The organism is Pantoea sp. BJ2 (genome assembly GCF_040255075.1).
GTDB classification, from domain to species: domain Bacteria; phylum Pseudomonadota; class Gammaproteobacteria; order Enterobacterales; family Enterobacteriaceae; genus Pantoea; species Pantoea leporis.
In genome coordinates this window covers 3,582,162-3,602,634 of the sequence record NZ_CP158292.1, presented here as the reverse complement: position 1 = coordinate 3,602,634, position 20,473 = coordinate 3,582,162, and the positions used below count along the sequence as shown (strand labels likewise).

The 20,473-nt window shown below is 54.0% G+C and carries 18 protein-coding genes and 1 riboswitch; of the genes, 8 read left to right on the top strand and 10 right to left on the bottom strand.

From position 1 onward, the window contains the following. Nucleotides 1-58: 58 nt before the first annotated feature. The 3 genes from rpoD to rpsU form a co-directional block, all read right to left on the bottom strand. Nucleotides 59-1,900, bottom strand: a complete 1,842-nt coding sequence (gene rpoD, locus AAF463_RS16515; RefSeq protein ID WP_064738465.1) for an RNA polymerase sigma factor RpoD — start codon at nt 1,898-1,900, stop codon at nt 59-61. A 379-nt stretch (nt 1,901-2,279) separates the two neighbouring features. Further along, complete coding sequence (gene dnaG, locus AAF463_RS16510) at nt 2,280-4,025, bottom strand: DNA primase (protein WP_192412135.1); 1,746 nt, start codon at nt 4,023-4,025, stop codon at nt 2,280-2,282. A gap of 118 nt (nt 4,026-4,143) precedes the next feature. Continuing rightward, nucleotides 4,144-4,359, bottom strand: coding sequence for a 30S ribosomal protein S21 (rpsU, locus tag AAF463_RS16505; RefSeq protein WP_008103436.1), 216 nt, complete (start codon nt 4,357-4,359; stop codon nt 4,144-4,146). Nucleotides 4,360-4,640: 281 nt separating this feature from the next. Between rpsU and tsaD the strand changes: the two genes are divergently transcribed. Continuing rightward, nucleotides 4,641-5,654 carry a tRNA (adenosine(37)-N6)-threonylcarbamoyltransferase complex transferase subunit TsaD gene (gene tsaD / locus AAF463_RS16500; RefSeq protein ID WP_101762982.1) on the top strand — a complete coding sequence of 338 codons (1,014 nt, stop codon included), beginning with the start codon at nt 4,641-4,643 and terminating at the stop codon, nt 5,652-5,654. A 29-nt stretch (nt 5,655-5,683) separates the two neighbouring features. Here tsaD and plsY read toward each other — a convergent pair whose 3' ends face one another. Beyond that, nucleotides 5,684-6,283: a glycerol-3-phosphate 1-O-acyltransferase PlsY gene (gene plsY / locus AAF463_RS16495; protein WP_061720459.1), complete on the bottom strand. Its 600-nt coding sequence runs from the start codon at nt 6,281-6,283 to the stop codon at nt 5,684-5,686. A gap of 107 nt (nt 6,284-6,390) precedes the next feature. Here plsY and folB point away from each other — a divergent pair, with 107 nt between their 5' ends. Both folB and bacA read left to right on the top strand, forming a co-directional pair. Continuing rightward, complete coding sequence (folB, locus tag AAF463_RS16490) at nt 6,391-6,750, top strand: bifunctional dihydroneopterin aldolase/7,8-dihydroneopterin epimerase (protein WP_350261121.1); 360 nt, start codon at nt 6,391-6,393, stop codon at nt 6,748-6,750. A gap of 191 nt (nt 6,751-6,941) precedes the next feature. Continuing rightward, a complete protein-coding gene (bacA, locus tag AAF463_RS16485; RefSeq protein ID WP_101762986.1) occupies nt 6,942-7,760 on the top strand; it encodes an undecaprenyl-diphosphate phosphatase in 819 nt (272 codons plus the stop codon). Between the two features lie 18 nt (nt 7,761-7,778). On the opposite strand, the gene AAF463_RS16480 is transcribed toward bacA, so the two are convergent. Beyond that, complete coding sequence (locus tag AAF463_RS16480; RefSeq protein ID WP_101762987.1) at nt 7,779-9,011, bottom strand: multifunctional CCA addition/repair protein; 1,233 nt, start codon at nt 9,009-9,011, stop codon at nt 7,779-7,781. A gap of 142 nt (nt 9,012-9,153) precedes the next feature. Continuing rightward, nucleotides 9,154-9,777: a TIGR04211 family SH3 domain-containing protein gene (locus AAF463_RS16475; RefSeq protein WP_101762988.1), complete on the bottom strand. Its 624-nt coding sequence runs from the start codon at nt 9,775-9,777 to the stop codon at nt 9,154-9,156. A gap of 204 nt (nt 9,778-9,981) precedes the next feature. On the opposite strand from AAF463_RS16475, the gene AAF463_RS16470 reads away from it, so the two are divergent. Genes AAF463_RS16470 through hldE form a run of 3 tightly spaced genes read left to right on the top strand, consistent with a single transcriptional unit; the run spans nt 9,982 to nt 15,660 of the window. Then, nucleotides 9,982-11,292, top strand: a complete 1,311-nt coding sequence (locus AAF463_RS16470) for an inorganic triphosphatase (protein ID WP_110867315.1) — start codon at nt 9,982-9,984, stop codon at nt 11,290-11,292. A 25-nt stretch (nt 11,293-11,317) separates the two neighbouring features. Beyond that, nucleotides 11,318-14,176 carry a bifunctional [glutamate--ammonia ligase]-adenylyl-L-tyrosine phosphorylase/[glutamate--ammonia-ligase] adenylyltransferase gene (gene glnE, locus AAF463_RS16465; protein ID WP_350261120.1) on the top strand — a complete coding sequence of 953 codons (2,859 nt, stop codon included), beginning with the start codon at nt 11,318-11,320 and terminating at the stop codon, nt 14,174-14,176. A 59-nt stretch (nt 14,177-14,235) separates the two neighbouring features. Then, entirely contained in the window at nt 14,236-15,660 is a 1,425-nt protein-coding gene (hldE, locus tag AAF463_RS16460) for a bifunctional D-glycero-beta-D-manno-heptose-7-phosphate kinase/D-glycero-beta-D-manno-heptose 1-phosphate adenylyltransferase HldE (RefSeq protein WP_350261119.1), read from the top strand. A 37-nt stretch (nt 15,661-15,697) separates the two neighbouring features. On the opposite strand, the gene AAF463_RS16455 is transcribed toward hldE, so the two are convergent. After that, nucleotides 15,698-16,003: an accessory factor UbiK family protein gene (locus AAF463_RS16455; protein ID WP_008103418.1), complete on the bottom strand. Its 306-nt coding sequence runs from the start codon at nt 16,001-16,003 to the stop codon at nt 15,698-15,700. A gap of 171 nt (nt 16,004-16,174) precedes the next feature. After that, a riboswitch (FMN riboswitch) is annotated at nt 16,175-16,324 on the top strand. 105 nt (nt 16,325-16,429) lie between these two features. Between AAF463_RS16455 and ribB the strand changes: the two genes are divergently transcribed. Next, a complete protein-coding gene (gene ribB / locus AAF463_RS16450; RefSeq protein ID WP_008103416.1) occupies nt 16,430-17,086 on the top strand; it encodes a 3,4-dihydroxy-2-butanone-4-phosphate synthase in 657 nt (218 codons plus the stop codon). A 59-nt stretch (nt 17,087-17,145) separates the two neighbouring features. Here ribB and AAF463_RS16445 read toward each other — a convergent pair whose 3' ends face one another. Next, a complete protein-coding gene (locus AAF463_RS16445; protein WP_110867311.1) occupies nt 17,146-17,529 on the bottom strand; it encodes a cell wall hydrolase in 384 nt (127 codons plus the stop codon). A gap of 273 nt (nt 17,530-17,802) precedes the next feature. Here AAF463_RS16445 and ygiD point away from each other — a divergent pair, with 273 nt between their 5' ends. Next, nucleotides 17,803-18,588: a 4,5-DOPA dioxygenase extradiol gene (gene ygiD / locus AAF463_RS16440; protein ID WP_217549714.1), complete on the top strand. Its 786-nt coding sequence runs from the start codon at nt 17,803-17,805 to the stop codon at nt 18,586-18,588. 38 nt (nt 18,589-18,626) lie between these two features. Here the strand turns inward: ygiD and AAF463_RS16435 are convergent, their stop codons facing one another. Both AAF463_RS16435 and AAF463_RS16430 read right to left on the bottom strand, forming a co-directional pair. Further along, on the bottom strand, nt 18,627-19,790 hold the full coding sequence (locus AAF463_RS16435; protein WP_101762994.1) for a glutathionylspermidine synthase family protein: 1,164 nt from the start codon (nt 19,788-19,790) through the stop codon (nt 18,627-18,629). A gap of 8 nt (nt 19,791-19,798) precedes the next feature. Continuing rightward, nucleotides 19,799-20,473: a DUF1190 family protein gene (locus AAF463_RS16430; RefSeq protein ID WP_061720467.1), complete on the bottom strand. Its 675-nt coding sequence runs from the start codon at nt 20,471-20,473 to the stop codon at nt 19,799-19,801.

Sequence of the window (20,473 nt, the reverse complement as noted above, 5' to 3'; positions counted from 1 at the left end):
CTATTCTTCAGGCAATAAAAAACCCCGGCAAGCCAGGGTTTTTTCGTCTCGACAACGATTAATCGTCGAGGAAGCTACGCAGTACTTCTGAGCGGCTTGGGTGACGCAGTTTACGCAGCGCCTTGGCTTCGATCTGACGAATACGCTCACGCGTTACATCAAACTGTTTGCCAACCTCTTCCAACGTGTGGTCGGTGTTCATATCGATACCGAAACGCATACGCAGCACTTTCGCTTCGCGCGCGGTCAGGCCAGCCAACACGTCGTGGGTCGCTGAGCGCAGGCTTTCCGAGGTTGCGGAATCCAGCGGCAGCTCCAGCGTGGTGTCTTCGATAAAATCGCCCAGATGCGAATCTTCATCATCACCAATCGGCGTCTCCATAGAGATCGGCTCTTTAGCGATTTTCAGCACTTTGCGGATCTTATCTTCAGGCATCAGCATACGTTCAGCCAGCTCTTCCGGCGTCGGTTCGCGACCCATCTCCTGCAGCATCTGACGCGAAATACGGTTGAGTTTGTTGATGGTCTCAATCATATGCACCGGAATACGGATGGTGCGCGCCTGGTCAGCGATAGAGCGGGTGATAGCCTGACGGATCCACCATGTAGCGTAAGTTGAGAACTTATAACCACGACGATATTCAAACTTATCAACGGCTTTCATCAGACCGATGTTGCCTTCCTGAATCAAATCGAGGAACTGCAGACCACGGTTGGTGTATTTCTTGGCGATAGAGATAACCAGACGTAAGTTTGCTTCAACCATCTCTTTCTTCGCACGGCGCGCTTTCGCTTCGCCGATAGACATGCGACGGTTAATGTCCTTCACCTGCTCAATGGTCAAGCCGGTTTCTTCTTCGATCTGCTGCAGTTTGTACAGCGAACGATTCACATCATCTTCAACTTCCAGCAGCTTCTCAGACCATGGTTTGTTCATTGCCAGCGCGGCTTTGAACCAGCTTGGGTTGGTTTCGTTGCCGGTGAACAGCGTGATGAAGTTTTTCTTCGGCATCTTGCACAGTTCAATACACAGCTTCATGATCAGGCGCTCTTGCGTACGCACGCGCTCCATCATTTCACGCATATTGTTTACCAGGTAGTCGAACTGCTTCGGTACCAGGCGGAACTGCTTGAACACTTCAGAGAGATTCTGGATTTCGGCTACGGCGTCAGCATGGCTGCGACCTTTCGCTTTGATGACGGTACGCGTGGTTTCATACTGCGTACGCAGGTCGCCAAACTTCTCGCGAGCCAGTTCTGGATCGATAGAATTATCGTCGTCAGAGCTGTCGTCATCCTCTTCATCTTCTTCTTCATCGTCGTTACGATCTTCCTGAGATAACTCAGAACCCACGTGCGTGGCGGTCGGCGCGATATCTTCTTCCGCGTTAGGATCGATGAAGCCGATGATCAAGTCAGACAGGCGATAGTCGCCCGCTTCAACGCGATCATACTGATCGAGTAGATAGGTGATCGCTTCCGGATATTCGGCTACAGAGCATTGGACCTGGTTGATACCGTCTTCGATGCGCTTAGCGATGTCAATTTCGCCTTCGCGCGTCAGCAGTTCAACGGTACCCATTTCGCGCATGTACATGCGCACCGGGTCGGTGGTACGGCCAATTTCAGATTCAACACTGGATAAAACCTGAGCGGCGGCTTCTGCGGCATCTTCGTCAGTATCGGAGCTGTTTTCATTCAGTATCAGATCATCAGCATCAGGCGCTTCTTCAACAACCTGAATACCCATGTCATTAATCATCTGGATGATGTCTTCGATCTGATCGGAGTCGACGATATCTTCCGGCAGATGGTCATTGACCTCAGCATAGGTCAAATAGCCTTGCTCCTTACCACGGGTGACAAGTAGCTTAAGCTGTGACTGCGGGTTTTGCTCCATAAGACGGTATCCACACTTCTGTTAATTAGATTGGTGTCGGTCGGCGCGAGCCAACTATAACAGTGAAGGCGTTGTGTTTTTGCCGCTGCCTACATCGCGGCCAGGGCTGAAGCCCATCTATAATCGGCACTTAAGCCGCTTGTGTTCTTTCCGAGGCTAACTTACTTGCCATTTTCAGTGCTGGCAGTGCTCGCAATCCTCACGTACTTCAGTACGCTCCGGTTGCTGTGCGCTGGCAGCACTGAAACTGGCTGCGACGTTGACGCCTCTAAATTTGTGCTGTGTGTTTCCGGCTTCGCTTATCGCGTCTATCATTCCGGAAATCACTGAACCAGAATGCTGTTTTTAACGTACTTGCAGTTCTGATCCCGTTAAAATCTTATTTTTTCGCTAATGCCTGGCTTAAAGCCCAGAATTCACGGCGTTCGACGGCGCTTAGGCCTTCAGTTCGCTCGCGTGCGATCAGCGCTTCAAGGCGCTGTTCGAGTGCGGAATCGTAAATGCTCGCCAGTGAATCCTGGAACACTTCTTCCGCCTCTTCATCCACTATCATGTGGTTCCAGGTGGCCAGTGTTTCAAGGGGCTGGCTAAAATTTGTTCCGCGATATAACTCTAGTAGCTGTCCGGTGGTCAGGCCAGGATTCTCTGTACAACGGCTGACTAACTCCACAAATAGCGGTAAACCCGCCATTTTTGACTGCTCCAGTCCATCCAGTGTAGGCACGATGGAGGCAAATTGCGGATTCTGCACTAATAACGCGATCAATACGCGCATGGTGGTGCGCTTCAACGGTGGGGCAGTTGGCAGCACTCCGCTTTCTGCCAGCTTCGGCATCAGCTTGTCTAACTGGTTATCGTCAAGAATCCCGAGTTTATTACCCAAGGTTTGACGCATATAAATGCGCAGCGTTTCACCGGGAATTTGACTAATCAGCGGTAACGCCAAGGTCGCCAGCTTGGTCTTGCCATCGCGTGTACTCAAATCCACTTGCGGCATCAGGCTGTCGAACAAAAATGTGGAGAGCGGTGTAGCCTGCTCCATCCGCGCTTCAAAGGCTGCTTTGCCCTCTTTGCGTACCAGCGTGTCCGGATCCTCGCCATCGGGCAAAAACATAAAGCGTAGCTGACGACCATCATTCATGTAAGGCAATGCGGTTTCGAGCGTACGCCATGCCGCTTCACGTCCGGCGCGGTCACCGTCGTAACAGCAAATCACGGTATCCGTTGAGCGATAAAGCAGCTGAACGTGTTCAGCGGTGGTCGAAGTGCCCAACGAAGCTACGGCATAATCGATGCCAAACTGCGCCAGCGCCACCACGTCCATATAACCTTCGACAACCAGCAAACGCGCGGGTTGCGGATGATTTTTCTGCGCTTCATAAAGCCCGTATAACTGGCGGCCTTTATGGAAAATCGGTGTTTCCGGTGAGTTCAGATACTTCGGCGTATCGTTGCCCAGCACGCGGCCACCAAAACCAATCACGCGGCCACGCTTATCACGAATAGGGAACATCACACGATCGCGGAAGCGATCGTAGGTGCGGCCTGAGTCATTACTGACCAACATGCCCGCTTCCATCAGCGATTCGCGATCGTCTTTCTGCTGCCCAAAGCGCTTCAGAGCATTATCCCAACCCGCAGGCGCATAGCCGATAGCGAAGTGATCGATCACTTCCTGACTAAGACCGCGCGTGGCGAGATAGTTCTGTGCAGATTGCGCTTGTGGATTACGCAGGCTCTGTTGATAGAAGCCGTTCAGGCCATCCAGCAACTGATAAAGACTTTGACGTTGATGGCGCTCCATCTGGCTAGGACCGTTGCCCGCTTCATACGGCACTTCTAAGCCATGAAGCGTGGCGAGCTCCTCAACGCTCTCAACAAATTCCAGACGATCGTGATTCATCAGGAAGTCGATGGCGTTGCCTTTGGCGCCACAGCCGAAGCAGTAATAGAACTGCTTCTCACCGCTTACGGTGAAAGAGGGGGTTTTCTCGTTATGAAAAGGACAGCACGCGTGATAGTTCTTACCCTGCTTTTTCAGCTTAACGCGGGCATCGATAATATCCACGATGTCCGTGCGGGCAAGTAAGTCGTTGATAAATATGCGTGGAATTCGTCCAGCCATAAGCCCCGATTTTTCAGCTCATAAACGACAACAAGCCGCGCTTCCTTTCGGAAAGCACGGCCTTTTACTTGACTCTGTCTGCGTTTATCACGCGGCGGAAGCAAGCTTCCGCAAGAAATTAGTACAGACGAGTGCGGCGTGCGTTTTCGCGAGCCAGTTTCTTGGCATGACGCTTAACTGCAGATGCTTTAGCGCGCTTACGCTCAGTGGTAGGCTTCTCGTAGAACTCACGGCTACGAACTTCTGCCAAAACACCTGCTTTCTCGCATGAACGCTTAAAGCGACGCAGTGCTACGTCGAACGGCTCGTTTTCACGTACTTTGATTACCGGCATGTAACTCTTACCTCGATAAAATTCGGTTTTTGCTGCTGACTGCGGCGCCAGCACATTTCAAAATGGTGCAGCATTTTACTCCAGCCGCGGCCGACTTGTAAAGCACCATGTATAATTTAGAACCAACAGGGGCATATGCCATCGCGGCTGCCGGTTTTTTCAGGCCGTGGAGTATAGCGCACTCTTTGTGCGACAGAAAAACACTTTTTCAGGGGCAAAGTCTCTGGCGTGAGAATTGCCTGTGTTACACTGCGCGCCGCACGAAGAGGGTGATAAAAGCTATGCGAGTTCTGGGTATTGAAACGTCCTGCGATGAAACCGGCATCGCGATTTACGACGATGCGTCCGGTCTGCTGGCAAATCAACTATATAGCCAGGTGAAACTGCATGCCGATTACGGCGGCGTGGTGCCGGAACTGGCATCGCGTGACCACGTCCGTAAAACCGTGCCGCTGATTCAGGCGGCACTGAAAGAAGCGGGCCTTGAGCCACAACAGATTGACGGCGTCGCCTACACCGCCGGGCCCGGATTGGTGGGCGCGCTGCTGGTTGGCGCCACCATTGGCCGAGCGTTGGCATTCGCCTGGAATGTGCCGGCGGTGCCGGTGCATCATATGGAAGGGCATCTTCTGGCGCCGATGCTGGAAGAGAATCCGCCGGAATTCCCGTTTGTCGCGCTGCTGGTTTCCGGCGGGCATACGCAATTGATCAGCGTGACCGGCATTGGTGAATACACCTTATTGGGCGAATCGATTGACGATGCGGCTGGCGAAGCGTTCGATAAAACCGCCAAGCTGCTGGGGCTGGATTATCCCGGCGGACCGATGCTGTCGCGTATGGCGCAGCAAGGCACGCCAAACCGTTTCCGCTTCCCGCGGCCAATGACCGATCGTCCGGGGCTGGATTTCAGCTTCTCCGGCCTGAAAACCTTTGCGGCGAATACCATTCGCGAGCATCAGGGCGACGAGCAAGCTCGCGCGGATATTGCTCGCGCATTTGAAGATGCGGTGGTTGATACCTTAATGATTAAGTGCAAACGCGCGCTTGAGCAAACTGGCTTTAAACGTTTGGTGATTGCGGGTGGCGTCAGCGCCAACCGCACGTTGCGTGAGCGCATGGCCGAGATGATGCAAAAGCGTGGCGGCGAGGTGTTTTACGCACGCCCTGAGTTTTGCACCGATAACGGCGCGATGATTGCTTACGCGGGCATGGTGCGCCTCAAAGGCGGCACCAGCGGTGGACTCAGCGTCAGCGTGCGGCCGCGCTGGCCGCTGGCAGAATTGCCCGCCATCTAAAATAAGAAACCGGCCTTGCGCCGGTTTTTTTATTTCTTCTTTTTCCGCTTCCAGATCTTATTTTCCTGGCCGCGCCACAGGCGCTGGATGTTGTCGTGGTGCCGCAACAGAATCAGGCACGAGAGCATCGAAACGGGGAAAGTGAATTGCGGTTTGAACCACCACACGTAAAAGGGTGCGATCAGCGCGCTGACAATCGCGCCAAGTGACGAATAGCCGCTAAGCAGCACCGTCAGCAGCCAGGTTCCGGTCATCAATCCCGTCAAATCCCAGCCAATCGGCGCAATCGCACCAAAGGCCGTCGCCACGCCTTTACCGCCGCGAAAACGAAAGAACACCGGATAGATGTGGCCCAGACAGGCGGCAATCGCCGTGAGGCCAAGATAGAGCGGGGCAACGTGCAGCAGATAAGCAATCCACACCGGCAGCATGCCTTTTGCCACGTCGAAAATCAGCACCGCCGCAGCGGCGGCTTTGCCACCAATGCGCAAAACGTTGGTCGCGCCAGGATTGCCTGAGCCTTGCGAGCGCGGATCGGGTAAACCAGCCAGTTTACAGACCAATATCGCACTGGAAATCGAGCCGCAAAGATACGCGAAAATAATCATACCAAGCGCGATAGCACTCATAGCGTCGTACCGTTCCTTTTGGGTCGTTTTGTTCTCGATAAGCGTGGATAATACGCATAATCCGCCGGAAGTGGTATCCGGCTTAGCCAAAAACAGAGACTGACATCATGGATATCGTATTTATCGAGCAGCTTACCGTGTTCACAACTATTGGCGTTTACGACTGGGAACAAGGCATGCAGCAGAAGCTGGTGCTCGATGTCGAAATGGCGTGGGACAACCGTCACGCCGCCGCCAGCGACGATGTGAATGATTGTCTGAGCTACGCCGATGTCACGGAAATGATCCTCAATCATCTGCAAGGCCAGCGTTTCGCCCTGGTCGAAAGGGTAGCAGAAGAAATCGCCGATCTGTTGATGAATCGTTTCAAAGCCCCCGGCGTGCGCATAAAGGTAGGCAAACCGGGCGCTGTAGCGCAGGCGGCCAGCGTTGGCGTACGTATTGAGCGCGGGACTATTCCGAAATAAATCTTCCGTGATTGCCATCATAATGAAACCAAACCAAATTATGGTGTGTCTCACTTGAGGCCGTTGCGCTAACCAGCAGGAAGTGACCGAATTTCTTAAGGTTTCCTTCAGCGTGACGCAGGCATAATTTCAGGCGGTAGCCCTTTGCGACCGCCTTTTTACTGTTTAAAACGGATAGAGGAAATATTTTGATGGCAGACATTCACCAGCTTTGGGTAGCTGCAATCCTGGGGGTTGTAGAAGGCCTCACGGAATTCCTGCCGGTCTCTTCCACGGGCCACATGATTATTGTTGGCCATCTGTTGGGTTTTGAAGGCCAGACCGCTGAAACCTTCGAAGTGGTGATTCAGCTCGGTTCAATTCTGGCTGTGGTCGTGATGTTCTGGCGCCGCTTGTTTGGTTTGATCGGCATTCACTTCGGTGAGGTCAAACATGAAGGCGTGGGTACGGGCAAATTAACCCTGATTCATATTCTGTTGGGTATGGTGCCTGCGGTGGTGATTGGTTTGCTGCTGCACGACCAAATCAAAACGCTGTTTAACCCGATCAACGTGATGTATGCGCTGGTGGTCGGCGGTGTGCTGCTGCTGGTGGCGGAATACTTCAAGCCGAAGCAGCCGAAAGCGGTTGGCGTTGACGATATCACCTACCGTCAGGCATTTATGATTGGCTGCTTCCAGTGTCTGGCGCTGTGGCCGGGCTTCTCGCGCTCAGGTGCGACGATTTCTGGCGGTATGCTGATGGGCGTGAGCCGTTATGCGGCGTCAGAGTTCTCGTTCATTCTGGCGGTACCGATGATGATTGGCGCCACCGGACTGGATCTCTACAAGAGCCTCGGCTTCCTGACGATGCAGGATTTCCCAATGTTTGCCGTCGGGTTTGTAACGGCTTTCGTCGTGGCGCTGCTGGCGATCAAGGTGTTCCTTGAGCTGATCAAGCGTATCTCGTTCGTCTCTTTCGCTATCTACCGCTTCATTGTTGCGGCCGTGGTTTACGCCATCTTTATGTAAGTTGCCCCGCGCGGCTGGTTACACTGGCCGCGCGTTAATCAATTGCGCCTGCAGCACCGCCACACGCCGACGCGTCAACTCTTCCCGCACTTCCGCCCCTTTAAAACCTGCTGCCACCACATCTTTAGTTGGCACCGCTTGCGCCAGCGCAAACGCCTGACGCAAATAGTCGCCTTGCGGATAAGCCATGCTTTCCAGACCCGCACGCCCGCGCGCATCCGCTTCGCTGGTCAGCGCCATCTTCTCCACACGATCGGGCTTGCGCCAGGCATCAATTCGATCAAAAAGCGCGATTAACGCGTCAGCTGGCTGGCGTTCAATGGTGTGCACCACGTCATGGAATTCGGTCACCACTAACGCCAAATCACGCACCTGATTCGGCACGCGCAGGCGCTGGCACAGCGCTTCAACAATCGGCACGCCCGCGAGGCCATGACCATGATGGCTCGGCCATTTTTCTGCTGGCGTCAGCGCCTTACCGACATCGTGGAACAGCGTAGCGAAACGCACATCAAGCTGATCCGAGAGCGCAGCGGACATCGCCAGCGTCATCAGCGCATGGATGCCGGTATCAATCTCGGGATGCCATTTGATCGGGGCCGGAATGCCATAAAGATTATCGATTTCCGGGAACAGCACCTGCAGCGCGCCGCAATCACGTAATACCTGGAAATAGACCTGTGGATTGCGCGTCAGCAGCGCTTTTTCCGTCTCTTTCCACACCCGTTCTGCGGTGAGATGCGCCAGTTCGCCGCTGACCGCCATTTCGCGCATCAGCGCCTGGGTTTCATCAGCAATACGGAAATTCAGATGGGCAAAGCGGGCGGCGAAACGCGCCACGCGCAGTACACGCAGCGGATCTTCGTTAAAGGCGGTGGAAACATGGCGCAGCTGGCGTTTCGCCAGGTCGCGCTGACCGCCATACGGATCAATCAGCTCACCGCTGTCGCTTTGGGCGATGGCATTGATGGTGAGATCGCGGCGCTGCAAATCTTGCTCGAGCGTGACATCCGGCGCGAACTGCGTCACAAAGCCGGTGTAACCGTTGCCGCTTTTGCGTTCCGTACGCGCCAGCGCATACTCTTCACGGCTTCGCGGATGCAAAAAAACCGGAAAATCCCGGCCAACCTGCTGATAACCTTCCGCCAGCATCGCATCTGGCGTCGCGCCTACAACAACCCAATCTCTATCTTTTACCGGCAAACGCAGTAAGGCATCGCGCACTGCGCCACCGACCAGAAACGTCTTCACTCAACCACTCCAGAGGCAGATCAAAAATTGCGTGCTGAACACGCTTGTTACTTTATTGTTGCATACTTTGGCTAAATATCGGGCACGCCAAAAAGGGCATCTTACGATCCCCTTAAATAAAAGAACAAATCTGCGTGGCGCGTTAGTTCATCCAGCGATCGTTTTTCTTACGACGCGGCACCATATGCGGCAGCAACAGACCCAACAGCAGACCAACGCCCAGCACGCCGCCGCCATACATAAACCACTGCATGATGATGGTGCGCTGCTTGTCATCCAGTTGCACATTGGCGGCGCTGACTTTCTTCTGCGCGACAATCAGCTCATTTTTCAGCTTCTGATTCTCCGCTTTCAGGCCATCAATGGTGCCGTCGCTGTTGGCGACTTTGTTCTGCATCTCAGAAGTGCGCTGATTCCAGCTGTTGTCAATATTCGCTAGCTTGGCCGTCAGATCTTTAACCTGCTGCTCCAGTTGCGGTACGCGGGTACGCAGGCTAGGACTGGCGCTCAGTTGCGACAGTGGAATCCAGTTAGTTTTGCCTTCTGCATCACGAATCTGACCATATTGAGAGTCGTTATTGGTCTGCAGTAAGGTCACTTCCTCTCCGGCGTTCAGCTTACCGATCAGGCGATATTGATCGCCCGGACCGCTGCGCACCCAAGTGGATAATTCATCGGAGATGTAGCGTTTTTCGTCAGCAGCATGAGCAGGTGTGATGGCGCTGAAAGCCAGCAAAGAAAGGGCAGCAAGTGTGATTTTTTTCATTCGATGTCGTTTTTTCTTAATGGCGTAAAATTACCGGCACAGTCTGGAGACGCTTCTCAAAAATCTGAATGAGAACTATCCTGGTCTCAATCCGGTGCGAAAAGGGTCGTAAAAGCACAAGAAAGCGGAGACAGCGGGCTTCCGGTGCATTACTCTTCGCCAGATTAAACTCGTAAGTGCCAGCAGCGTATTGAATAAAAAATTATGACCATCGAAATCGAATTAAAGTTCATTGCTACACCGCAAGCCGCCGAAAAACTGGCGGAAAAGCTTGCCGCGTGGCCACATCAGCACTTCGCCGCGCGCGAGCTGACCAATATCTATTATGAAACCGACGACAACCAACTGCGTCGCTGGGACATGGGCCTGCGCATTCGTGGCGTTGATCAACGCTATGAAATGACGCTGAAAGCGGCCGGTAAAACCGTTGGCGGTCTGCATCAGCGTCCGGAATACAATGTTGATCTCACGGAGCCGCAGCTGGATATCGCGCGCCTGCCAGCCGAGATTTGGCCGCAGGGCACCGATATTGCTGCACTGCAATCGCGCCTACAGCCGCTGTTCAGCACTCATTTCCAGCGCGAAGCCTGGTTGGTGCAATTTGGCGACAGCGAAATTGAAGTGGCGTTTGACCGCGGCGAAGTCGCTGCCGGTGAATTCAGCGAACCGCTTTATGAAGTCGAGCTGGAGCTTAAAAGTGGTCAACGCGATGACATGCTGAAGTTCGCTGAAGCGCTGGTTACGATGGGCGGATTACGTCTCGGCAGCCTGAGCAAAGCCGCGCGCGGCTATCAGCTGGCGCAGGGTAACTTACCGCGCCCCATCCGTACGTTGCCATTGCAGAAAATCGCCGCGAAAGCGTCGGTTGAGCAGGGCATGATCAACGCAATGACTGCGGCACTGAATCATTGGCAATATCACGAAGAAGTGTGGCTGCGTGGTAATAAAGATGCCAAAGCAGCGGTAATTGATGCGCTGGAAACGCTGCGTCAGGCGTTCTCACTGTTTGGTGCGTTGGTGCCACGCAAAGCCAGCAGCGATCTGCGCCAGAAATTAACCCGTCAGGAAGAGTTGCTGGCCGATGATGAGAACAATGCTGAAGCTACCTGCTTTTCGTTAACCTCGGTTGAAGCTCAGTTAGCACTTACTCACTGGCTGGTTGAGTCGCAGTGGCAAAAATGGCTCGACGACAAGAGCAAAAGCAAGCTGCAGGGATCGTTCAAGCGCTTCAGCGATATTATGCTAAGTCGTATTGCCGCCGATCTCAGAGAAACATTCGTTGATGTTCAACTGTTCAATGAGTTCCAGGATAAAGCGACGCGCCTGAATCGCCAGTTGTTGGCGGTGAACCTGCTGGCGGGTGCTTATCCGGCCGAAGAGGTGAATGTTTGGCTGGACGGTTGGCTGGAGTTACAGCATGCGATTCGAGAGAAGCAGGAACGTGGCTTAATGCATCTGGTTAACCTGGCCGTGCGCCCCGCACCTTTCTGGCTCAATAGCGGAATCAAACGCTAACGAAAAATCCAATCAGGGAGAGAAGATGTTGTTACCGTTACCGGCGCTCATGCAGGCGCAGTTGGCTAATGTGGCAGAGCGACTTAATTTGCCATCCTCAGCGTTCACGCCAGAACAGGCGGGCGCGCTGACCTTTAGTGACTTTATCCTCGATAACCTGCAGCAGCATCCCGAATGGTGGCAGCATCTGCAACAGCAAGCGCCTGCGCCAGATGAGTGGCAGCACTATGCCCGCTGGCTGAATGACGTGCTGCACTCGGTTGAAAATGAAACCTCCCTGATGCGTGAACTGCGTTTGTTCCGTCGTCATATGCTGGTACGCATCGCCTGGATGCAGGCGCTGCAACACGCCACTACCGAACAAAGTTTGCAGCAACTCAGCACGCTGGCGGAAATCCTCATCGCTGCCGCGCGCGACTGGGTTTGGCAGGATTGCAGCCGCGACTTTGGTACGCCATGCAATGAAGCGGGTGAAGCCCAGCCGATGCTGATTCTCGGCATGGGTAAACTCGGCGGCTGTGAACTCAACTTCTCTTCTGATATCGATCTGATTTTTGCCTGGCCGGAAAACGGCGTAACCCAAGGTGGACGGCGCGAGCTCGACAATGCGCAATTCTTCACGCGCATGGGGCAGCGGCTGATCAAAGTGCTCGATCAACCAACGGTGGATGGATTTGTCTATCGCGTGGACATGCGTCTGCGTCCGTTTGGTGATAGCGGTCCGCTGGTGCTGAGTTTCGCGGCACTGGAAGATTATTATCAGGAGCAGGGCCGCGACTGGGAACGCTATGCGATGGTCAAAGCCCGGCTGATGGGCGAAGATCATGGCCACTGGAGCCAGGAATTGCAGCAAATGCTGCGGCCGTTCGTCTATCGCCGCTATATCGATTTCAGCGTGATTCAATCGCTGCGTAACATGAAGGGCATGATCGCGCGCGAGGTGCGTCGACGCGGCTTGAAAGACAACATTAAGCTCGGCGCCGGTGGCATTCGTGAAACGGAATTCATTGTGCAGGTGTTCCAGCTGATTCGCGGTGGACGTGAGCGCTCACTACAATTGCGCTCTTTGCTCCCTACGCTCAAAGCGATTGGTGAGCTGGCTTTGTTAAGTCAGAAACAGGTCGATCATCTACGTGAAGCCTATTTGTTCCTGCGTCGGCTGGAAAACCTGCTGCAAAGCATTAATGACGAGCAAACGCAAACGCTGCCAGAGAACGAGCTCGACCGCCAGCGCTTAGCCTGGGCGATGGGCGCGGCAGACTGGACCGCGCTGATGGCGCAGCTTGAGCTGCAAATGGCCGGTGTGCGCGCCATCTTTGACGAGCTGATTGGCGACGATGCACCGGATGTCGACGATCAGCCGCAGTTGGCTGAGTTTGCCGGGCTGTGGCAGGACGCGCTGGAAGAGAGCGATCTCATCCCGGTGGTACCGCAATTGGACGATGCGCAGCGTCACGCGCTTTACAACGCGTTGAACAACTTCCGCCAGGATGTGAGCCGCCGTACTATTGGTCCGCGTGGTCGTCTGGCGCTCGACCAGTTGATGCCGCGTCTGCTCTGTGAAGTTTGTCCGCGCGAAGATGCCGATGTGCTGCTGAATCGTCTGACGCCGTTGTTGCTGGGCGTGCTGACGCGCAGCACTTATCTGGAATTACTCACCGAATATCATGGCGCGCTGCGTCATCTGATTCGTCTGTGTGCCGCGTCACCAATGGTTGCCAGCCAATTGGCGCGCTATCCGCTGCTGCTGGATGAGTTACTCGATCCCGCAACGCTGTATCAACCCACCGCAACCGACGCTTACCGCGACGAACTGCGCCAATATCTGCTGCGTATTCCCACCGATGACGAAGAGCAGCAGTTGGAAGCATTGCGCCAGTTTAAACAGGCGCAGCATCTGCGCATCGCCGCTGCCGATATTGCTGAAACGCTACCCGTAATGAAAGTGAGCGATCACTTAACCTGGCTGGCAGAAGCGATTATTGAATCCGTGGTGCAGCAAGCCTGGCAGATGATGGTGCAGCGATATGGTCGTCCATCGCATTTGACTAGCGACAGTGAGCGCGGTTTTGCGGTTGTCGGTTATGGCAAGCTGGGTGGTTGGGAGCTGGGTTACAGCTCTGACCTTGATTTGGTGTTCCTGCATGATTGTCCGGATGATGCGGAAACCGATGGCGAGCGCGTCATTGATGGTCGCCAGTTCTATCTGCGCCTGGCGCAGCGTGTAATGCATCTGTTTAGCACGCGCACGTCGTCCGGCATTTTGTATGAAGTGGATGCGCGTCTGCGTCCTTCTGGCGCGGCGGGTATGCTGGTCAGTACTTTTTCCGCTTTCAACGAATACCAGCGCAGCGAAGCATGGACCTGGGAACATCAGGCGCTGGTGCGCGCGCGCATCGTGTTTGGCGAACCTGCGCTCTGTGAACGCTTTGATGAAATCCGCCGTAACGTTCTTTGCCTGCCGCGAGACGTTGAGACGTTGCAAAAAGAAGTGCGTGAAATGCGCGAAAAAATGCGGGCGCATCTCAGCAACAAACAGAAAGGTCGCTGGGAAATTAAGACCGATGAGGGCGGTATCACCGACATTGAATTCATCGCGCAATACCTTGTCTTAAGCTACGCGGCCGATCAGCCAGCGTTGACGCGTTGGTCGGATAATGTCCGCATTTTCGAATTGATGGCGCGTCATGGCATTATGCCGGATGAAGAGGCGCAGGCTTTGACGCATGCGTACGTCACGCTGCGTGATGCGCTGCACCATCTGGCATTGCAGGAATTACCGGGCCATGTGGCGCCTGAAGCCTTTGTCGCTGAACGCGCGGTGGTCAACAACAGTTGGCAGCGTTGGTTAAGCGGTATCCAATCTGACAGCGCGGAACAGTGAGCCTGATGGCTTATGTGGTAATATCCCGCGCATTATTTTGACCGTGTTGGAGTCTCTGAATGAAAGTAACACTGCCCACTTTTGGCAAGGCCACTGTGCTGGTCGTCGGCGATGTGATGTTAGATCGCTATTGGTATGGCCCAACCAGCCGTATTTCCCCGGAAGCGCCGGTGCCGGTGGTGAAAGTGGATACCATTGAAGAGCGTCCAGGCGGCGCGGCAAACGTCGCCATGAACATTGCTGCGCTCGGTGCAGCATCACGGCTGATTGGCTTGACCGGCGCCGATGATGCCGCGCGCGCGTTAAGCGAAACCCTGCAAAAGGTCAACGTCGACTGTGATTTTGTGGCGGTACAAAGCCATCCAACCATCACCAAATTGCGCGTGCTTTCGCGCAATCAACAGCTGATTCGCCTCGATTTCGAAGAGGGTTTTGAGGAGATTGATCCGCAGCCGATTCACGATCGTATGCGTCAATCGCTGACGCAAGCGGGTGCGCTGGTGCTGTCTGACTACGCCAAAGGCGCGCTGAACAGCGTGCAGACCATGATTCAATTAGCGCGTGAAGCTAATGTGCCGGTACTGATTGATCCTAAAGGCACGGATTTTGAACGTTATCGCGGTGCAACGCTGCTGACGCCGAATTTGTCTGAATTCGAAGCGGTTGTGGGTAAATGCAAAAGCGTGGAAGAGATTGTCAGTCGTGGCATGCAGTTAATCGCTGATTATGAGCTTTCCGCGCTGCTGGTAACCCGTTCTGAAAACGGTATGACGCTGCTGCAGCCGGGCAAAGCGCCGCTGCATCTGCCTACGCAGGCGCAGGAAGTGTATGACGTGACCGGTGCGGGCGATACGGTGATTGGCGTGCTAGCCGCAGTGCTGGCGGCTGGCGACAGCCTGGAAGAAGCCTGTTTCCTGGCGAATGCTGCGGCTGGCGTCGTCGTCGGGAAGCTCGGTACTTCCACTGTCAGCACTGTTGAGCTGGAAAATGCCATTCACGCCCGTCCGGAAACGGGATTTGGTGTGATGACCGAAGCGGAGCTGAAAGCCGCTGTTGCGCTGGCGCGTCAGCGTGGTGAGAAAGTGGTAATGACCAACGGCGTGTTTGACATCCTGCACGCTGGCCATGTTTCTTATCTGGCGAATGCGCGCAAGCTGGGCGATCGTCTGATTGTGGCCGTTAATAGTGATGCCTCGACGAAGCGTCTGAAAGGCGAAACGCGTCCGGTCAATCCGCAAGAAAACCGTATGATTGTGCTGGGTGCGCTGGAAGCGGTGGATTGGGTGGTGCTGTTTGAAGAGGATACGCCACAGCGTCTGATTGCGGGAGTGCTGCCAGATCTGCTGGTAAAAGGCGGCGACTACAAGCCGGAAGATATCGCGGGTAGCAAAGAAGTGTGGGCAAACGGTGGTGACGTGCGCGTATTAAACTTCGAAGATGGCATCTCAACCAGCAACATCATCAAAACGATTCGCAGTCATTAAGTGTGAATGGGCGGGAGCAAAACTCCCGCCCATTAGCTTACTGCGGAGTATCAATTTTCCCAGCGGGATCTGGCGTGATGATCGCCGGCGCGGGTGCCGCTGGACTTTCACTTTCTAACTTCGCCAGGCGCTGTTCCAGCGCAGCTAATTTCTCGCGCGTGCGCAGCAGAACCTGCGTCTGCACATCAAACTCTTCACGATTAACCAGGTCCATGCGCGTCAACTGCGCCTGCAATACCTGACGGATTTTCTTTTCGACATCATCGCCAAAATCGCGAATCCCTTTCGGCATCGCTTCATGTACCTGGCGAGCCAGTTGTTCAATTTTTTTCGTGTCGATCATGATTATTTCCTGGTTACGGTGGCCGATAGCTGCGCGTGTTCGGACTCAATAGCTATTAAGTGTAATGCCTGAAACGAAAAGGTTAAACCTGAAATCCGCAACGCAGGAAATGCAAAAGCATTTGCACTTTTGTCGATTGCCCGACCAGATGATTGGCGTTATAGTTTGTTCGCTTATTCTCAGGGCGGGGCGAAATTCCCCACCGGCGGTAAATCAGCTCTCGCTGAAAGCCCGCGAGCGCTCTCACAGCAATGTGAGAGGTCAGCAGATCCGGTGTAATTCCGGAGCCGACGGTTAGAGTCCGGATGGGAGAGGGTAACGACATCAGCCGGGCTTTGCCCGCGTCACGTTTTTGCCATGTGTTTTGTACGCACTCCTAAGCACGCCCTGGTTCTGGTAACTCATATTTTATAAGGTTTTTTTACCATGAATCAGACGCTTCTTTCTGAATTTGGCACGCCTGAACAGCGTGTAGAGCGCGCCATTGATGCGCTGCGCAACGGCCGCGGTGTAATGGTGCTCGACGATGAAAATCGTGAAAACGAAGGTGACATGATCTTCCCGGCAGAAACCATGACCGTTGAACAGATGGCATTAACCATCCGTCACGGCAGCGGTATTGTGTGCCTCTGCATCACCGAAGAGCGCCGTCAGCAGCTTGAGCTGCCAATGATGGTGGAAACTAACACCAGCGCTTACGGCACCGGTTTCACGGTGACAATTGAAGCTGCAAGCGGTGTGACCACCGGCGTTTCTGCTGCCGATCGCATCACCACGATTCGCGCTGCGGTGGCTGATGGCGCGAAGCCTTCAGACCTTAACCGTCCGGGCCATGTGTTTCCGCTGCGTGCGCGTGAAGGCGGCGTTCTGTCGCGTGGTGGACACACCGAAGCGACTATCGATCTGGTGACGCTGGCGGGATTTAAACCTGCAGGGGTATTGTGCGAATTGACCAATGATGATGGCAGCATGGCGCACGCGCCAGAAGCGATCGTGTTTGCAAAGCAACACGATATGCCGGTCGTCACCATTGAAGATTTGGTGGCGTATCGCCGTCAGCGAGAAACGCGTCACGCCAGTTAACTGAATTAATACAGAAGAAAGAGGCCGGATAGATATCTATCTGGCCTCTTTTTTTTGTTTTAACGATTGGCGTAAAACACGTGATTGCCAATTACTACTGTACGCTGAAAGGTATGACGCCAGGCCGGTTTAGCATGATGTGCATGGAAAAAGGTCGCGCCTTTCGTTACGTCCTGTAATTCCCCTTCAACAATCTTCTGTGCCAGCTTTCTGGCGCGTTGCCAGCTTTTATCTTCATGTGGTGGATAACGATAAGGATGCTTTTTGAGAGACGTCCAGGAGAACTGCTTAGGTGCATACACCACAGGACAGATCTCTTTGACATCCCAATTGGCACGGTTCATGGTCACCGTACCAACGGCTATTTGTCCTTTAATCGGTTCGCCTCGCGCTTCATGGTAGATATTCATCGCCAGGCACAATATTGCTCCCTGTATTAACATAAATTCCAACTCATCTTTCTAAAACCGAGGGGAGTTTAAGAAGTAGATTGATTGGATGTAACAAGACTGGTCTCGCTCGGTCTTAGGTGCGGGCTATATCACTGATATCTAAAAGGCTCGCGTGCAATATTAAGACCTAACCTGTGTCGAATTTATCCGCCCTATATCATTCAAATTCTCTGACAGAGACCATCATACTTATCAGCGTTAATCCCCCAGCGAAAGCGCGTATCGTAGCGGTTAACAAAGCGACACTCCGTCAGAGGATTAATCATGAGCACTACACGCATGCCTGCGCTGTTCCTTGGTCACGGCAGCCCGATGAACGTACTGGAAGATAATCGTTATACCCAAGCCTGGCAGCAATTGGGTGCAACCTTGCCGCGTCCACGTGCGATTCTCGCGGTTTCGGCGCACTGGTACACACGCGGCACGGCGGTGACGGCGATGAATAATCCGCGCACTATCCATGATTTTGGTGGTTTCCCGCAGGCGCTATTTGATGTGCGCTATCCCGCGCCGGGATCGCCAGAACTGGCTCAGCAAGTGATGAATTTACTGGCTCCGATCGCCGTTCATGCCGATCAGGAGTGGGGTTTTGATCATGGTTCCTGGGGTGTGCTTGCAAAAATGTATCCCGATGCCGACATCCCAGTGGTGCAACTGAGTATCGACGGCACTAAACCTGCTGAATGGCACTACGCATTGGGGCAAAAGCTGGCGTCATTACGAGATGAGGATGTGATGATCGTGGCCAGCGGTAACGTGGTGCACAATCTGCGTATGCTGCGCTGGCAAGGCGCAGAAACTGCGTATCCGTGGGCGGAGAGCTTCAATCAGTTTGTACGTGAGAATCTGGATTTCCACGGTGAGGCAGCAGATCACCCATTGGTGAACTTTATGCAGCATCCGGATGCACAGCTTTCGAACCCAACGCCTGAACACTATCTACCGCTGCTCTATATTCTTGGCGCGCGTGCCGCTGATGAAGCGATCAGTATTCCTGTGGAAGGGATGGAGATGGGCGCGATCAGCATGATGTCAGTGCAGATTGGCTAATGCGCAAGGCCGCCCGAAGAGTGCGGGCGGCACAGCTTTTATTCGATGAAGGTATGCGGATAGAAGCGCGACAGATCCTGCGTGATCAAGGCACGATCTTCGCGTAAGCCGATGCCCGCAGGTTGATCGTCAATCAGCCAGCTACCGATCAAGGTATAGCTATCACCGAATTTCGGTAGCTGATAGAACTGCTGGATAATCATGCCTTCTTCGCCATACGGACCATCGGCGCGGGCGATCTCCTGACCGTTTTCAATGATACGAATATTGGCACCTTCGCGCGAAAACAGCGGTTTCACCACGTACTTATCCAGCTGCGGCGCGTTCTTATCATCGGCAAAGTAAGCGGGCAGCAAATTGGGATGATTAGGGAACATTTCCCACAGCAGCGGTAACAGCGCTTTATTGGAAATGATGCTTTTCCAGGCCGGCTCCAGCCAACGCACGCCCGCATCCGCCAGCTTGGTAGAAAACACTTCGCGCAGCATGAATTCCCACGGATAGAGCTTAAACAGATTGCTGATGACCTGATCGTTTACGTCGGTAAACTGACCTCTTTCACCCAATCCAATCTCGTCAATATAGAGAAATTCGCTCGGCAATCCGGCTTCAGTGGCGCAGTCCTGCAGATATTGCACCGTGGCGCGATCTTCCTCGGTATCACGGCAGCAGGAGAAGTGCAGCCAGTTGAAACCGAACTGCTGATGCAGCGTGGCGAAGCGCTCAATCAGCTTCTCTTGCAGGCTGTTGAACTGGTCGCTGCCCTGCGGCAGATTGCCCGCTTTGACCTGGTCTTCTAGCCAAATCCACTGAAAGAAGGCGGCTTCATACAGCGAGGTTGGTGTATCCGCGTTGTTTTCCAGCAGCTTAGCGTCACCTTTGCCATCCCATGCCAGATCGAGGCGCGAATAGAGCGAAGGCTGGCGCAACTTCCAGGAATCACGCACAAAGTCCCAGGTGTGCTTAGGAATACAGAAACGGGTGAGCAGCTCGTCACTGTTCACCACTTTTTCCACCGCCTGCAAACACATCTGGTGCAGTTCGGCGGTGGTATCCTCAAGCTGTTCAACCTGCGCTAGCGTGAATTGGTAGTACGCATCTTCACACCAGTAAGGTTCGCCATACATGGTGTGAAACTGGAAACCATATTCCGCGGCTTTTTCACGCCAGTCTGGACGTTCGGGGATTGCAATACGTTGCATGCTGCGGCTTAGCCTCCCAGCGAGCGGCTGCCGGTGCCAGAAGCACTGCTGCGCTGCATGGTGTTTTGTTTTGCCACGCTGTCACCAAAGCCGCCACGCGTAATGGTGGAAGTGGTCGCGGGTTTCGGCGCCATTGCGGTTTTCGGCACGTTGATGGTGCGGCCCGATGTGGCATTACCGTAGTTTTTACCCGCAGCATCAACAAATTTACCGTTTGCCGGGCTGTTCGGATTTTTTGGCGAGAACAGGGGCTGCTGGGCAAACCCTGCACCGCCGCTCATCATACGTCCCATCATGTAACCGGCCATCAACGGCATCCAGAAGCTACCGCTTTGCTGAGCTTCAGCATTGTTTGCGGTGGTGCCCACACCCGCTTGTGCAGGCGTTTGCTGGCATTGGTTTTCACCAAACTCAGCCACACAATCTTCGCGTGTAGCGTATTTTGGCGCGGTACGTTCGGCTTCTTTCTGTGCGTTGTTATACGCAGTGGTACATTGCGCGCTCTGGCCTGGATTGGCTTTGGCGCAATCATCCGCGTTTTGATAGAGCGACACCGTTTCGTCACTCTGCTCGCAGCCTGCCAGCATAAACACTGCGCTAACGGCAAAGGCGACTGGCGTTAAGTGGCGTGCCTGCCAGCTTTTACGAAAAGCGGCATGGCGAATATTTTTCGTCCGTTTCAT